The following is a 14,234-nucleotide window of genomic DNA, read 5'->3' on the forward strand; positions in this document are numbered from 1 at the left end:
CTAACACCTAACACCTAAAAATTATGAATGCACACGAAATAGATTACGCCATATATGGTGAAGAAATGCAATATGTTGAAATAGAACTGGATCCTCAAGAAGGCGTTGTGGCGGAAGCTGGTAGTTTTATGATGATGGATGATGGAATTAAAATGGAAACTATATTTGGTGACGGTTCTACCCAAAACAAAGGATTACTAGGCTCCATTTTAGGTGCGGGAAAACGAATTCTAACGGGTGAAAGTTTATTTATGACCGTATTTTATAATAATTTGGTTGGTAAAAGACGTGTCAGTTTCGCTTCACCTTATCCTGGGAAAATTTTACCAATTGATTTAACGGAGTATGGCGGAAAATTTATTTGTCAGAAAGATGCCTTTTTGTGTGCCGCCAAAGGTGTGAGTGTTGGTATAGAATTTAGCAAACGATTGGGTCGCGGACTTTTTGGTGGTGAAGGATTTATTATGCAGAAGTTAGAAGGTGACGGCATGGCATTTGTTCATGCTGGTGGTACCATGGCTAAACGCGTTTTACAAGCTGGTGAAATTCTTCGGGTAGACACTGGATGTATTGTGGGTTTCACGCAAGGTGTAGATTATGATGTTGAGTTTGTTGGTGGCATAAAAAACACTGTTTTTGGTGGTGAAGGCTTGTTTTTCGCCAAACTACAAGGCCCAGGAACGGTTTACATTCAGTCCCTACCTTTTAGTAGACTTGCAGGTCGTGTTTTAGCTTCAGCGCCTAAAGGTGGTGGAAAAGATAAAGGAGAAGGCAGTATTTTAGGCGGATTAGGCGATTTACTAGACGGCGATAATAGGTTTTAATATTTTTAACAAGTTATTACTTGAGCTTAATTTTAGTAAAGCTAATAAGGTGAAGGCTTTGCGCAAGTTTTAAATTTTAATGGTTTTCATTTTGATGTTAAAGTTTTGTTGGCATTCCAAAACAATGCATTTTTTTGCTATATTAGTACAAACCAAAAGATATTAAAGCCTATAAAAAAATCTACTTTTTTAACCTAAAATTTTAAAGAAATGTCTAGAGCAATGTTTGAGTACACTAAAACTGTACTTAATAAGGTAAGTTTTGACGCGACGTTATTTTGCAAAGAAGTACAAAAAGCCCTTCAGCGGTTATTACCATATGAAATTGAAGAGCTTAAAGTTTTTATCCAATCTTTAATAAAGCAAAATCCCGATTTAGATCAATGTTTAATCTATTTAGAAGAGTAAAAAAAAGGAGACCATTTTGGTCTCCTTTTTTTATTTAGGTAGCGGACTAATAATACTAACGTTTTGAAAAGCTATAGCACCTCTAATAATTCCAGAGATTACGTTGTGCATAGCATCAATAATCTGCATTTTCAATTCGCTTTTATGATACAATAAGCTTACTTCCCGAGCCGGTGATGGCTCATTAAAATAATGTAGGTTTCCTTTGGCTTTATCGCTTAAATCTAAAGTATGTAAATAGGGTAGAAGCGTCATGCCTAATCCTTCATTAGATAGTTTTATTAAAGTTTCAATACTGCCGCTTTCAAGTTGAAATTGGTCTTCGTTTTGAGTTTTAAACGCCTTACATAAATTAATAACGCCGTCCCTAAAACAATGTCCATCTTCTAATAAAAGCATATCGTCAATTTCTAAATCGGCTGCATTTAATTTCTGCTTATTATGTAACCGGTGATGCTCGGGAATGTATCCAACAAAAGGTTCAAAATATAAAACACGTTCTTTAATATTGGCATTCTCTAAAGGTGTGGCAGCAATGGCGGCATCCAAATGGCCTTCGTTTAAACGTGATATTATTTCTTCAGTATTTAACTCTTCTATTTTTAATTTTATTTTTGGATATTTTTTAATGAATGTTTTTAAAAACATGGGTAGTAATGTGGGCATGATGGTAGGAATAATGCCCAATTTAAATTCGCCACCTATAAAACCTTTTTGCTGGTCAACAATATCTTTAATTCTATTGGATTCATTAACGATATTCTTGGCCTGACTCACTATTTTTTTACCAACTTCGGTTAATTCAATCGGTTTTTTACTTCTATCAAATATGAGAATATCCAATTCGTCCTCTAACTTTTGAATTTGCATACTCAAAGTGGGTTGCGTAACAAAGCAGGTCTCGGCTGCTTTGGTGAAATTTTGCTGCTCGGCAACGGCTAAAACGTAATAAAGTTGCGTAATGGTCATAGGTATCAATTTAGACTATAAAAATATAAAAACTATCAATAAAACTTATACTGAAAGCTGCTAATTATGTCTTAAATTTACATTGAACTTAAAATAGAGAAGATTATGACATTAAATACGATAGGATTAGACCAAAAGAAAACAAAAGATATAGCTAAAGACTTAAACGGATTATTAGCCAATTTTCAAGTATATTATCAAAACTTGAGAGGAATTCACTGGAATATTAAAGGAAAGCGTTTTTTTGATTTACATGTAAAATTTGAAGAGTTATATACCGATGCTAATTTAAAAGTAGATGAAATAGCGGAACGTGTTTTAACATTAGGTGAAACGCCATTACATACGTTTGACGATTATACAAAAGCGGCTAAAGTACCAGTAGGAAAAAATATTTCTGAAGATGAAAAAGCGGTGCGTTTAATTGTGGATTCACTTTCTGAATTACTTAAAATGGAACGTCAAATATTGAATAAAACAGACGAAGCTGGTGATGAAGGTACCAACTCTATGATGAGCGACTTTATTACAGAGCAAGAAAAAACGGTTTGGATGATGAAAGCTTGGTTAGGCGAAACCGTATAATATACGATAATCTATTCATAAAAAAAGCGACCTGCACATTTTGTACAGGTCGCTTTTTTTATACCTATTATTCTGAATTTTATTAAAATCGAATGCTGATTTCCGTATCTTCATATAATTCAAATTTAGCATCGTTAAAGGTTGGTGGGCCAAATAACATGGGGTTATTGGAAATGCCATAAGATTCCATAGGCATTCCGTTCGGTTCAAAATCCATTCTGGAATTATCATTTTCATCATGAAAAACCATAATCGCATAATTTCCAGGTTTTACATTTTCAAAAGTAGCATGAACCTTGCCATCTATCACTTTTAACTTAGCATTTTGAAGTCCTTCAGATTTCATAAACGTATCTGCAGAATGTAAACCAATTAAAACATGACCTCTATTATTTGAAGGGTTTTCTAACCTAATAGAAATAGTATAAGTTTGTAAACTGTCTTGTGCGTAGGATAAAAATGTGGTTAACGTGAAGGCGATAATAATGGCAAGCGTTTTCATATCTGTTGGTTTTTAGATTAATACACTGTAAATGTATTCAACACAAAACTGTTTTGAAAAGTAAGCTCACTGAACTGTTGTTTTTTTAGGATGGAATGTAAAAGAAGTTGAATTATATTAAATTAAACCACGAGCCTTGATTTCTAAATACTTATTAATGGTATTTAAGGTTAAATCTTCAGGAGCTGTTAAAACGCTTTGGATACCGTGTTTTTGCAATTCGTTAATGATGAGCTTTTTTTCATAAACAAATTTCTCGGCAATGGTTTTCTCAAAAATTTCGAAGGTATTCCTGGACGCCTTTTGAGTTAGTTTATATAATTCGGTGTTTTCAAAAAAGATAACCACCAACACATGATTTTTAGCAATGGCTTGTAAATAGGGTAATTGTCTGTGTAAAGCATCCAAGGTTTCAAAATTGGTATAAAGCAACAACAGACTTCTTTGATTTAAACTGCGCTTAATATCAATATACAACCTAGAAAAATCCGATTCCGAGAAATCCGTGTCTAAATTATAGAGCGTTTCCATAATCTGATTCATCTGTGATGGTCGGCGTTCGGCAACCACTTTGTTGGCTACTTTTCTTGAAAACGCAAACATGCCCGCTTTATCCTGTTTTTTTAAAGCCACATTAGAAATTACCAAAGTGGCGTTAATTGCATAATCTAAAAGACTTAAACCATGGAACGGCATTTTCATAGCTCGACCTTTATCAATAACGCTATAAATAGGTTGTGAACGTTCATCTTGAAATTGATTCACCATCATCTGACTGCGTTTTGCAGTAGCTTTCCAGTTAATATTTCGAATGTCATCACCTGAAACGTATTCTTTAATTTGCTCGAATTCCATGGTATGTCCAATCCGTCGGATTTTCTTTAAACCAAATTCGAAAATTTTATTCGAGAAAGCTAAAAGCATGTATTTTTTCAGCTGAAGAAAGGACGGATAATTAGGAACCATGGCATCTTTTCCAAATTGAAAACGACGCGTTAATAATCCGATAGGTGAGGTGACATATACATTGAGATTGCCAAAATGATATTCGCCACGTTCCAGGGGACGTAAGGTGTAGGTTATTTTTTTATCGGTTAATTTTTCTAATGTCGTGTCAATTTCAAAATCTCGCTTCTGATATTGAAACGGCATTTCATCAATTAGTTTTAATTGGGCTTTGAAGTTATAGGAGTTTTTTAGGGTTATTTCTATAACATTTTCATCGCCATTACTTAATTTTTCAGGCAGCAACCTTTTAGCTTCCAGACCTTTTTGTTTAAATAGCAAAACGCTATCTACTAAAACCAGTACTGCGAAAATGCCAAAAAGCATCACGCAAATTGGAAATAGTCCGGGAAATTGGTAAGCCAAAAGAAAAAGAAAGGCAAAACCAATTAGGCAGACAAAAAAACGCGACTCTAAATAGATATGTTTAAAAATACGTTTCAATTATCTTGGTATTTCAATAGTTTCAAGAATTTGTTCTACCACTTTATCCACGGTATAAGCTTCCATTTCACGTTCTGGCGTTAATACCAATCTATGTTTTAAAACGGCTTTCGTACAGCGCTTAATATCGTCTGGTGTCACAAAATCACGTCCTTGAATGGCAGCATTGGCCTTGGCAGCATTTAAAATCGCAATAGATGCACGCGGCGATGCACCCAAATATAAATTGGCATTATTTCGTGTGCTATTCACTATGGAAGCGATGTAATGCAGCAAATGGTCTTCCACTAAAACTTGCTTAATTAAACCTTGATACCTAATGATGTCCGCGGCATTTAAAACAGGTTTAATAGTGCTAAAATCTATTTGATCTTCGCGTTTATGGTTATCTACTAAAATCTGAATTTCATCTTCTAAAGACGGGTAATCCACATTAATTTTAAATAAGAAACGATCCAATTGTGCTTCGGGTAAACGGTAGGTTCCTTCTTGTTCAATGGGATTTTGTGTGGCAAAAACCAAGAATGGCGGTTCCATTATAAATTCATTATTATCAATAGTGATTTGGCGTTCCGCCATAACTTCAAATAAGGCCGCTTGTGTTTTGGCTGGTGCCCGATTTATTTCATCAATCAGAATAATATTGGAGAAAATGGGTCCTTTTTTATATTCAAACTCACTAGTTTTAACGTTGAAAATAGACGTTCCTAAAATATCACTTGGCATTAAATCGGGTGTAAATTGAATTCTACTAAAATCCACATCCAAAGTGCGCGCTAATAATTTGGCAGTTACCGTTTTGGCTACACCAGGAACACCTTCAATTAGGGTATGGCCGTTAGATAAAATGGAGATTATAAGTAACTCAATCATTTCATGTTGGCCAACAATAATGCGCCCCATTTCCGTCTTGATAGCTTCCACATGAGCTTGCAATGGTTTTAGGTCAATTCTGTTGGTGAAATTTAATGCTTCGCCTTCGGTTTGGTTAATTTCTTCCATTATAAATTATTTTTTGTAAAATGTTCTATTTGTCTGTTAAGCGCTGTTAACTCGTTTTCAGTATGGTTGTTTTTCGATTTTAAAAACGTGATTAAATCGATAAGTGATTTCGTTTCTTGAACCGTATTTGATGATTTCACAGCTAATTTCTGAATAAAACGCTCGCTAAATTCATTAGTTTCTAAATAATAGGAAGCTCTGATAAATTCTAAAAAGTACGTTATTTTCTTTTCAATTATGTTGGTATAATCACCATGTTGGTAATACAAATCGCCTATAGTTTGGGTGAATTCAACAGTTGAATTTTTTAAAGGTTCAACAACAGGAATAATGCGCTGCGTGCGTTTTCCTTTAAAAATAACAAAGATAATTAAGCTTATTAAACTGATGTAAAAGGACCATTTTAAGGCTGAATTTGTTAATATAAAGCGCAAGGGGCTTTTTATAACTTTGCGACCACTTTTGTAATAATTGTCCCAAAGTATACTATTGTTTTCTGGCAGATAGGATAGAACGCTTGCCGCATAATCCTCTTTGTCATTCAATAAGTGGTAATTAGTAAATGCAAAGGGATTGGTGTGAATATAAAAAGTACCGCCATTTTCACCAAAAGGTGTTTTTATAAAGTTAATCTCTTTTTTGGAATGATTCTCATCGCTCATATAACCTAAAACGCTAGCTTTTGTGGTATCAATAGAAATGAAAAATGTGTTTTCAATCACGTCATCAAATATGCGTTCGTTGTTTTTTAAATTTTTGTTGACGAAAACAGATTTTGTAGCCAGTTTAAATAAGCCGTCATAATTCTGGTCAATTTTGATATTCAGCGTATCGGCTAATTTCCCATACATGGAACCGGTGCTAATAAAAACCGTATTTCCATTTTCTACAAATTTTAATAGCGCATCAGATCCTTCATCTTCAACACTAATATAATCGTTAATAAGAATTAAGGATGTATTTTGAATGTCAGGATTATTATTTAAAGTTTCATAAAGACTTTTATCCGAATTTTCTAAAGGGTTTGATGTGAACGTTTTCAAATCATTAAATAGCACATAACATCCCAGGGGGATTTTATCGGCAGCTGAATAGGAATTTCGCCAGTTCAAGGCTTTAGGTTTGGCAACTTCGGCAATCATTAGCAAAAGGATAATGCCGCCAATGCCGTACAGAGCAATTTTTGAGCGTTTATCCATTGATGCGTTTGTTTAGTGTTAAAAAATCGGCTTGATTTTTATTGAAAGCGGTTTCATCAATAGAAAACTCACCGTACCACACATAGTCGTAGATATAAGAGATGCGTTTAAATAATTGCTTGATTCCATCATCTGAAATTTCATTTAAATAATCAGAATTGGTTTTATCATAATGCCAATCAATAATATTTTTGTTCGTTAAACTTTTAAGTGATTTTAAGTATAAATAACGGGTTGCTAAACGATAATTGGTTTCATCTAATGCTGATTTTATCAAATTATCAAAATCGACTTGCTGAATATTTTCTTCAATATAACTGAAAGCATCCATCGTCTTTTCTTCTGTTTTAAAAACAGCATTCATGGGCGCTGCCAATAAAAACTTTATTATTAAATATAAAGCGCCTAAAGCTAAAAGGCCATAAACTATATATTCTAATGTTTTATAATCTATAAAATCTATATCAATTCCGAATAAATTCCCTAACCAACTGAAAAATTTCTCTAGTAATTCCTGGAGTAAATTAACCCCGCCTGTATCATTAATATTGTAATTAAAATCGCTGCCAGAATAGCGTTTTTTTATGCCTTCTTTAAAATAATGAACGGCAATATTAGTCGTGTCTTTTTGAATAGTATCTTGAGCCACAGAAACCGTTTGTTTTATAAAAAACAAACCCGATAAAATATAAGTTATATGTTTTTGGTGTTTATTCATTGACGCCAATTTCGTCTATGCGTTCTTTTAAATAGCCATTGTATCGCTCTTCATGTAAATTGAAAAATAGAACACCATAAGCTACTTGTGATAAAGCCTGCGAAAATATGAATGCTAGAATAAACATAGCAAAACCGATAGTAAACACAAGTGTTGCGAATGTGCTAGATAAAAAATCGACTTCACTTTCAACAGAAAAATACGTATAAAAACCAATAATAAATCCTGGAATTGCTAATACTAAAAATGTGAGCATGAGGTTTAAAATTCCAATCACTAAACCGAAAAAGACAACACGAATAAAATTAGCGAATGTAAAGGACCAAGCTTCTGAAATAGCTTCACCAACCGGTTTATTTCCATTAAAAATAGCCATAAAAGATAATCCGAAAAGTGCACTTACCGTAAAACTAATGGCGTATTGTGCTAACATGCCTAATAAAGGAATAAAGGCTAACGCTATGGATAAAACAAAATAGGCCATATACATAGCAATACCAATGAGCACTAAAAGTACAATACTTCCTAAATTCTTTTTAATGGAATTCCAAATTCCCGCAGATGTAACGGTTCCTTCATGTTTTACATACTCACTAATATAAGCACTTGAAAAACTATAATTAAGTATGGCCGTAATAAATAAAATAAGTACTAATACCAAACCACCTATTATTAAATAGATGTCGGTGTTTAGATTTGAATCCATTCCAAACCTGAAATCACGACTTGCTAAACCCATAAAGCCTGTAACTAATAAGTACGATCCAATAAGCGTTAAAATGATGCTTATGGCATTGTAACGTAAGTATAAGTTAAGGTAGTGCTTAAAATTAAGTTTTAAAAACTGGAAATAATTATTAACGATATCGCCAAAAGTATTTCGCGTACGAAGTTCTAAATAGGGTTTTTCCAAACGATAGGTTTTATAGATTTATGGCTAATTTTTTATTCAATTTAATGGGGTAAATGATATAATAAAATACAATGAGTGCTAATGAAGCGAATATAATGCTATATGATAAAATAGGATGCATTTGTTCACCAAATCGGGTAATAAATCCTTCAATAAACCCTGCCACTATAAAAAACGGAATGGTGCTCACTACTATTTTTAGGCCGTCTTTAGCGCCTTTCATAAACGATACACGCCTGGAATAGGTTTTTGGGAATAAAAAACTATTCCCCATTACTAAACCGGCACAACCAGCAATAACAATTACTGAAATTTCAATAGTGCCGTGAAGCCAAATGGTAGATGTTTTTTCTAAAATGCCATAATTATAAAAGAATGTGATAAACGCGCCCAACATAATGCCATTACTAAATAAAATATAAATAGTGCCTGCGCTAAAAAATACACCAAACGCAAAGGCCATAATCGCTACCCGAATATTATTTATAGTAATACCTAAAAAGGTTCCAATTTGACTGCCGCTTTTGTATACGGCCATAGCTTCACCATTTTCTATGTTTTCAATAGTCATATTTACGTAAGAGTCCCCTAAAATAAGACGAACAAAACTATCGTCATTTAAAGTAGAAATTACACCAATTAAAACAGCCGACATGAAAATTATAAAGGTGTACAATAGCGTTTTGTGATAGGCTCTAAAAAACAGGGGAAATTCATATTTCCAGAAAGAAATAATTTTATTTTTCGACTCCCTTTTGGTGATATATATTTTCTGATGCGCCTCGGATGCTAAGGAGTTTAAATACAAAAGCGTCTTACTGTCAGCGTAGTAAGTCTGTGCGTAAGCTAAATCATTAGTAAGTTGAATATAGTATGAAGCGAGGTCGTCTGGATTTATTTTAACATTATTATGTAATGCCTTTTCAAATACCAGCCATTTTTCCTTATTTTGCTTCACGAATGACGCTTCGCGCATAGACTATTAAAATTTAAACGAATATACATTTCCATGAGCAATATAGCAATTAACACGGCGCAAAATGTGAATTTAGATTACAAACTCATTGGAGTTGGTGAGCGATTGGTGGCTTTTTTAATCGATGGATTAATTTTAATAGCGTACTTGACGATCATGGAAAACCTAGTTAGTTTTTCAGATTTTTTTATAACAGATAACTGGACAAAACGCGGCATATTAGGACTTATAACACTTCCGGCATTATTTTACTCCTTGCTTTGTCATGTGTTGTTTAGCGGTCAAACTATTGGAAAAATGATTATGAAAATTAAGGTGGTTCGTTATGATGGCGCCCCAACTGAATGGCATAATTTATTGGTACGTTGGATGCTTCGTATAATTGATATTTGGTTGTTTTTTGCTTCCATAGGTGTGATGAGTATTTTATTATCAGATAAAAAACAACGCGTTGGTGATTCTGCTGCAGGAACCGTAGTCATTAGTGTGAAACAAAAACACAAAATAACGAGTACTATTTTAGAAGATATTACGGACGATTATGAACCGACTTTCAACAATGTTACGTTGTTAAGCGATAAAGATGTCCGTATTATTAAAGAAGCGTTTAATATTTCTAGTCGCAGTAACGACTACAAAACCTTAAAGCTGATTCGTGAAAAAATTTGTGGTATTTTACAAATAGATTCTGATATGTTCGATAAAGAATTTATAGATACTATTTTGAAAGATTATAATTACTACACCCAAAGAATGTAAGCAGAGAACCAATTTCACAGCGTGAAATTGTGTGAATCGCTTATGCCGCTGTTTAGCGGTATCTTTTTAATGTTTTGTGGAAGTTTATTGAGAACCAATTTCACAGCGTGAAATTGTGTGAATCGCTTATGCCGCTTTTTTAGCGGTATCTTTTTAATGTTTTGTGGAAGTTTATTGAGAACCAATTTCACAGCGTGAAATTGTGTGAATCGCTTATGCCGCTTTTTAGCGGTATCTTTTTAATGTTTTGTGGAAGTTTATTGAGAACCAATTTCACAACGTGAAATTGTGTGAATCGCTTATATCATTTTTTTTGGCGGTATCTTTTCAATGTTTTGTGAAACTATTATTTATATAATTAATTCAAAAGGAATGCTTAAAATAATCGTAAAATTATTTGATATTCGGTTTCATTAGACCCTTTTCATTCAATACCTTTGCAGGCATTTTAAACTTATAGAAATTAGCCATGTTTTACGCCATTGATATTTTAGGAACCATAGCATTTGCCATTTCTGGTGTATTGGTTGCGTTAAGTAAACGCATGGATCCGTTCGGAATTCTAATTGTTGCAACCGTAACGGCTGTTGGTGGTGGAACACTTCGCGATGTTTTAATTGGCGAAACACCCGTAAGTTGGATGTTGAATTTGAATTATATATATGTTATTTTAGGTTCAACAGTTTTGACTATAATCTTCAAATCTAAAATAGATTACTTACGAAAGTCTCTTTTCCTGTTTGATACCATTGGAATTGGATTATACACCGTTGTAGGTGTTGAAAAAGGCATTTCGGCTGGACTAGATCCCATTGTATGCATCGCTTTAGGAACCATGTCTGCCTGTTTTGGTGGTGTTATTCGTGATATTTTATGTAATGAAATTCCTGTTATTTTTAGAAAAGAAATCTATGCAACAGCCTGTATTTTGGGAGGTCTCACCTATTTTTTAGTCCGAAAACTGCCAATAGATAATAATATCGTTTTTATTATTGCTGGGCTAGTAGTAATTACCGTTCGCCTATTGGCGGTAAGATTTAAAGTGAGTTTACCAACACTTTATAAGTAAGCTTATTTAATAATTTCTACTTTTTTAATATAGATATTATGAAGCGGCCATTCACTGCCATCTGTTTCTTGTGCTGCAATTTTATCTACTACGTCCATACCAGAAGTTACTTCGCCAAAAATGGTATAATCGCCATCTAAATGATATGCGCCGTCTTTTTTCTGAACAATAAAAAACTCAAAAGGCGATGCTAATTTATAGGCATCTTCTATTTCGCTACTCGGCACACTTATAACACCTCTGTGATGTTTAAGGCCGCGTTTAGTATCAGGAGGAAGCAAATAATGACCAATATCGGCACGTTTGCGTATTATTTTTGGATCATCTGTGTTTCCTGCTTGAATGACGAAATTATCAACAACGCGATAAAATTGGGTATCATCAAAATAACCACGTTTGGTGAGATAGATGAAATTGGCACGATGAAATTTTATTTCTTCATAAAGGAGAATGTCAATAGTTCCAAATTCAGTAGTAATGCGACCTTTATTTTCTTTATTCTTTTTCTCATATTTCAGAAAGAATTCCATAGCATTTTCATCCGTTAAGAATGGAAATTCGGCAGTTTCTAATTCAGAACTATCAATTTTTTTAGCTTTTTTTTCTTTTGATTTTGTAATTTTAGGTGCCGTATCTTTGGGGTTTGATTGTTTATCTTCACAACCTAAAAATAAAATTAAAGTACTTAACACGAGAATACGAATCATAAATGAAGTTTGATGAATTTTTAAAGTCGGTATCAAAAATAGAAAATATACCTCTGCCAGCCGAATCTTCTCAATTTAAAATGTCCCCACCTTTTAGAGAAAAGCTTCAGGAAGCACAGAAAAATCAAATGAAAAACGCCAGAAGCGCTGGGGTTGTGGCTTTGTTTTATCCAGATGAGAATACAGAAACTAAATTGGTATTAATACTTCGTAAAACCTATAAAGGCGTGCACTCTGCGCAAGTTGGATTTCCCGGTGGGAAGGTAGAAGCTTCTGATGCTTCTATTCAGCACGCCGCTATTCGTGAAACTTGGGAAGAAGTGGGTGTTCCGGAACAAGAAATTGAAATTTTGCGTGCTATGACGCAAGTTTATATTCCGCCAAGCAACTTTTTTGTACATCCTTTTATTGGTGTTTCACGCGCAACGCCTAAATTTAAAAAGCAAGATGATGAGGTAGAAGCTATAATTGAAGTTTTTTTTAAGGATTTTATTAGTGAAGCTAGTGTAGTAACTAAAACAGTATCAACTTCCTATAATGTGGAAGTTGCAGTTCCCGCCTTTCAATTAAATGATCACGTAGTTTGGGGAGCCACCGCCATGATGTTGAGTGAAATAAAAGACTTGTTAAAAGAACTGTTGTAAACGGGCAGTTTTACTACATTTGTAATCTTAACTAATAGTAAAATTGACTATGGGTTTGTTTAAAAAAAATCCTTTTGGACATTATCTAATTCTAAAAAAATGGATAATTAGAATTCTCGGTGGACTTACTCACAGACGTTTCCGTGGTTTTAATGAACTTAAAATTGAAGGTTCAGAAATTATTAGAAATTTGCCTGACAATAATGTATTGTTTATTTCCAATCACCAAACCTATTTTGCGGATGTGGTAGCTATGTTTCATGTGTTCAACGCTAGTTTAAGTAATCGTGATGATTCTATTAAAAACGTTGGCTATTTATGGCATCCAAAAATGAATATCTATTATGTTGCTGCCAAAGAAACCATGAAATCGGGATTATTGCCCAAAATAATGGCTTATGCAGGTTCTATAAGTATTGAAAGAACTTGGAGATCTAAAGGTGAAAATGTAAACCGCCAAGTTAAAATGAGCGATATTTCAGCTATTAGAATGGCTTTAAATGATGGCTGGGTTATAACATTTCCGCAGGGAACTACGACACCTTTTAAACCTATTAGAAAAGGAACGGCTCATATTATTAAGCATTATAAACCTATTGTTGTTCCCGTTGTTATTGATGGTTTTAGACGCTCTTTTGACAAAAAAGGACTTCGTGTTAAAAAGAAGAACATTTTGCAATCCATGGAGATTAAAGAACCTTTGGTAATAGATTACGATAATGAATCTATTGATGATATTGTTGAAAAAATTGAATATGCTATAGAGCAACATCCCTCTTTTTTGAAGGTTATTCCACAAGATGTTTTAGAAGCAGAAGAAACGTTAAATCAACAACGAAGGTATCGTCCACCAGAAAACGTGTAGCTTTATAAATCTAATTTTTTAAGTTCTGAATAATTCTTATTTAATCGTCTTAATAAAATCCCGTAAACTAGCCAGTAAAAGAAGAGTAGTATCAATATAACTACGACTAAAAAGGCAATTACTGTTAATGTAAATATGGTGTAAAACTTAAACGTTTCACCACTTGCAGCAGCTGTTTGCGCCAGATTTATTAGTTGTTGATCTTGCTTGAACTCGACGCATAAAACGACTACCACAGCGGCAATAAGATATAGCAGATTAAATGCTACATACTGTTTAACGGTTTGACGCGTTTTTAAAATACTTTCCATCAGTTTTTTGGCACTATCGGTAACGGTTATGTTTCTATAATTTCTAAAAAACATAAAAAAGAAATAGGCCAAAATAATATATCCTAAAATAGTTAATGGAATAATAACATAATCAGCATCATACTGATTATAACGATCCATGCTTTTTGTGTCTTTTAATACAAAGGATAATATCAGCCAGAATACGAATTCCAATAGACTGATTATAAATATCCATTTCACAATAGAAGATGATCTCTTTAAAATCATCTTATAAATATCATTATAGGACAGCTTCGGATAGGCATTGCCTTCCTTCTTCCAGTCCTTTTTAAGTAGTTCTAGTTCATCCATA

17 protein-coding genes are annotated in these 14,234 nt (G+C 33.6%); 7 read left to right on the top strand and 10 right to left on the bottom strand.

Going from position 1 to position 14,234, the window contains the following annotated elements; translation table 11 throughout:
* Positions 1–23 precede the first annotated feature (23 nt).
* Both ES674_RS10475 and ES674_RS10480 read left to right on the top strand, forming a co-directional pair.
* Positions 24–824, top strand: a complete 801-nt coding sequence (locus tag ES674_RS10475) for a TIGR00266 family protein (RefSeq protein ID WP_148403983.1) — start codon at positions 24–26, stop codon at positions 822–824.
* A gap of 210 nt (positions 825–1,034) precedes the next feature.
* Positions 1,035–1,232 carry a hypothetical protein gene (locus ES674_RS10480; protein ID WP_148403984.1) on the top strand — a complete coding sequence of 66 codons (198 nt, stop codon included), beginning with the start codon at positions 1,035–1,037 and terminating at the stop codon, positions 1,230–1,232.
* A gap of 30 nt (positions 1,233–1,262) precedes the next feature.
* On the opposite strand, the gene ES674_RS10485 is transcribed toward ES674_RS10480, so the two are convergent.
* Complete coding sequence (locus ES674_RS10485) at positions 1,263–2,201, bottom strand: LysR substrate-binding domain-containing protein (protein WP_148403985.1); 939 nt, start codon at positions 2,199–2,201, stop codon at positions 1,263–1,265.
* Between the two features lie 105 nt (positions 2,202–2,306).
* On the opposite strand from ES674_RS10485, the gene ES674_RS10490 reads away from it, so the two are divergent.
* Positions 2,307–2,786, top strand: a complete 480-nt coding sequence (locus ES674_RS10490) for a Dps family protein (RefSeq protein ID WP_148403986.1) — start codon at positions 2,307–2,309, stop codon at positions 2,784–2,786.
* Between the two features lie 82 nt (positions 2,787–2,868).
* Here the strand turns inward: ES674_RS10490 and ES674_RS10495 are convergent, their stop codons facing one another.
* The 7 genes from ES674_RS10495 to ES674_RS10525 all read right to left on the bottom strand — a co-directional run bounded on the left by ES674_RS10495 (position 2,869) and on the right by ES674_RS10525 (position 9,545).
* Entirely contained in the window at positions 2,869–3,288 is a 420-nt protein-coding gene (locus ES674_RS10495; RefSeq protein ID WP_148403987.1) for a DUF2141 domain-containing protein, read from the bottom strand.
* Between the two features lie 117 nt (positions 3,289–3,405).
* Positions 3,406–4,737 carry a DUF58 domain-containing protein gene (locus ES674_RS10500; RefSeq protein WP_148403988.1) on the bottom strand — a complete coding sequence of 444 codons (1,332 nt, stop codon included), beginning with the start codon at positions 4,735–4,737 and terminating at the stop codon, positions 3,406–3,408.
* Positions 4,738–5,739, bottom strand: a complete 1,002-nt coding sequence (locus ES674_RS10505) for an AAA family ATPase (RefSeq protein WP_148403989.1) — start codon at positions 5,737–5,739, stop codon at positions 4,738–4,740.
* The gene (locus ES674_RS10510; RefSeq protein WP_148403990.1) at positions 5,739–6,938 is read right to left on the bottom strand and encodes a DUF4350 domain-containing protein; all 1,200 of its coding nucleotides are present in this window, start codon (positions 6,936–6,938) and stop codon (positions 5,739–5,741) included. The genes ES674_RS10505 and ES674_RS10510 overlap by 1 nt, the downstream gene beginning before the upstream one ends.
* Positions 6,931–7,656: a hypothetical protein gene (locus ES674_RS10515; protein WP_148403991.1), complete on the bottom strand. Its 726-nt coding sequence runs from the start codon at positions 7,654–7,656 to the stop codon at positions 6,931–6,933. Before ES674_RS10515 ends, ES674_RS10510 begins: the two co-directional genes overlap by 8 nt.
* A complete protein-coding gene (locus ES674_RS10520; RefSeq protein WP_148403992.1) occupies positions 7,649–8,569 on the bottom strand; it encodes a hypothetical protein in 921 nt (306 codons plus the stop codon). Before ES674_RS10520 ends, ES674_RS10515 begins: the two co-directional genes overlap by 8 nt.
* A 10-nt stretch (positions 8,570–8,579) precedes the next feature.
* Positions 8,580–9,545, bottom strand: a complete 966-nt coding sequence (locus ES674_RS10525; RefSeq protein WP_148403993.1) for a stage II sporulation protein M — start codon at positions 9,543–9,545, stop codon at positions 8,580–8,582.
* A 33-nt stretch (positions 9,546–9,578) separates the two neighbouring features.
* On the opposite strand from ES674_RS10525, the gene ES674_RS10530 reads away from it, so the two are divergent.
* Both ES674_RS10530 and ES674_RS10535 read left to right on the top strand, forming a co-directional pair.
* Positions 9,579–10,304 (top strand): RDD family protein, encoded by a 726-nt coding sequence (locus ES674_RS10530; protein WP_148403994.1) that lies wholly within the window; start codon positions 9,579–9,581, stop codon positions 10,302–10,304.
* 469 nt (positions 10,305–10,773) lie between these two features.
* On the top strand, positions 10,774–11,373 hold the full coding sequence (locus ES674_RS10535; RefSeq protein ID WP_148403995.1) for a trimeric intracellular cation channel family protein: 600 nt from the start codon (positions 10,774–10,776) through the stop codon (positions 11,371–11,373).
* Positions 11,374–11,375: 2 nt separating this feature from the next.
* Here ES674_RS10535 and ES674_RS10540 read toward each other — a convergent pair whose 3' ends face one another.
* Entirely contained in the window at positions 11,376–12,080 is a 705-nt protein-coding gene (locus ES674_RS10540) for a peptidylprolyl isomerase (RefSeq protein WP_148403996.1), read from the bottom strand.
* 2 nt (positions 12,081–12,082) lie between these two features.
* Here ES674_RS10540 and ES674_RS10545 point away from each other — a divergent pair, with 2 nt between their 5' ends.
* Complete coding sequence (locus tag ES674_RS10545; RefSeq protein WP_148403997.1) at positions 12,083–12,724, top strand: NUDIX hydrolase; 642 nt, start codon at positions 12,083–12,085, stop codon at positions 12,722–12,724.
* Positions 12,725–12,773: 49 nt separating this feature from the next.
* Entirely contained in the window at positions 12,774–13,589 is an 816-nt protein-coding gene (locus ES674_RS10550) for a lysophospholipid acyltransferase family protein (protein WP_148403998.1), read from the top strand.
* A 2-nt stretch (positions 13,590–13,591) separates the two neighbouring features.
* Here the strand turns inward: ES674_RS10550 and ES674_RS10555 are convergent, their stop codons facing one another.
* Positions 13,592–14,233: a hypothetical protein gene (locus ES674_RS10555; protein WP_148403999.1), complete on the bottom strand. Its 642-nt coding sequence runs from the start codon at positions 14,231–14,233 to the stop codon at positions 13,592–13,594.
* Position 14,234 lies beyond the last annotated feature (1 nt).

The organism is Bizionia myxarmorum, from assembly GCF_008086205.1.
Taxonomy (GTDB): Bacteria; Bacteroidota; Bacteroidia; order Flavobacteriales; family Flavobacteriaceae; genus Algorimicrobium; species Algorimicrobium myxarmorum.

Bases quoted from the DNA above. Each gene is read 5' to 3' on its own strand.
- ES674_RS10495 (WP_148403987.1), bottom strand. From the start codon at position 3,288: ATGAAAACGCTTGCCATTATTATCGCCTTCACGTTAACCACATTTTTA.
- ES674_RS10545 (WP_148403997.1), top strand. From the start codon at position 12,083: ATGAAGTTTGATGAATTTTTAAAGTCGGTATCAAAAATAGAAAATATA.
- ES674_RS10505 (WP_148403989.1), bottom strand. From the start codon at position 5,739: ATGGAAGAAATTAACCAAACCGAAGGCGAAGCATTAAATTTCACCAAC.
- ES674_RS10490 (WP_148403986.1), top strand. From the start codon at position 2,307: ATGACATTAAATACGATAGGATTAGACCAAAAGAAAACAAAAGATATA.
- ES674_RS10550 (WP_148403998.1), top strand. From the start codon at position 12,774: ATGGGTTTGTTTAAAAAAAATCCTTTTGGACATTATCTAATTCTAAAA.
- ES674_RS10485 (WP_148403985.1), bottom strand. From the start codon at position 2,201: ATGACCATTACGCAACTTTATTACGTTTTAGCCGTTGCCGAGCAGCAA.
- ES674_RS10525 (WP_148403993.1), bottom strand. From the start codon at position 9,545: ATGCGCGAAGCGTCATTCGTGAAGCAAAATAAGGAAAAATGGCTGGTA.
- ES674_RS10535 (WP_148403995.1), top strand. From the start codon at position 10,774: ATGTTTTACGCCATTGATATTTTAGGAACCATAGCATTTGCCATTTCT.
- ES674_RS10540 (WP_148403996.1), bottom strand. From the start codon at position 12,080: ATGATTCGTATTCTCGTGTTAAGTACTTTAATTTTATTTTTAGGTTGT.
- ES674_RS10475 (WP_148403983.1), top strand. From the start codon at position 24: ATGAATGCACACGAAATAGATTACGCCATATATGGTGAAGAAATGCAA.
- ES674_RS10555 (WP_148403999.1), bottom strand. From the start codon at position 14,233: ATGGATGAACTAGAACTACTTAAAAAGGACTGGAAGAAGGAAGGCAAT.
- ES674_RS10510 (WP_148403990.1), bottom strand. From the start codon at position 6,938: ATGGATAAACGCTCAAAAATTGCTCTGTACGGCATTGGCGGCATTATC.
- ES674_RS10515 (WP_148403991.1), bottom strand. From the start codon at position 7,656: ATGAATAAACACCAAAAACATATAACTTATATTTTATCGGGTTTGTTT.
- ES674_RS10530 (WP_148403994.1), top strand. From the start codon at position 9,579: ATGAGCAATATAGCAATTAACACGGCGCAAAATGTGAATTTAGATTAC.
- ES674_RS10480 (WP_148403984.1), top strand. From the start codon at position 1,035: ATGTCTAGAGCAATGTTTGAGTACACTAAAACTGTACTTAATAAGGTA.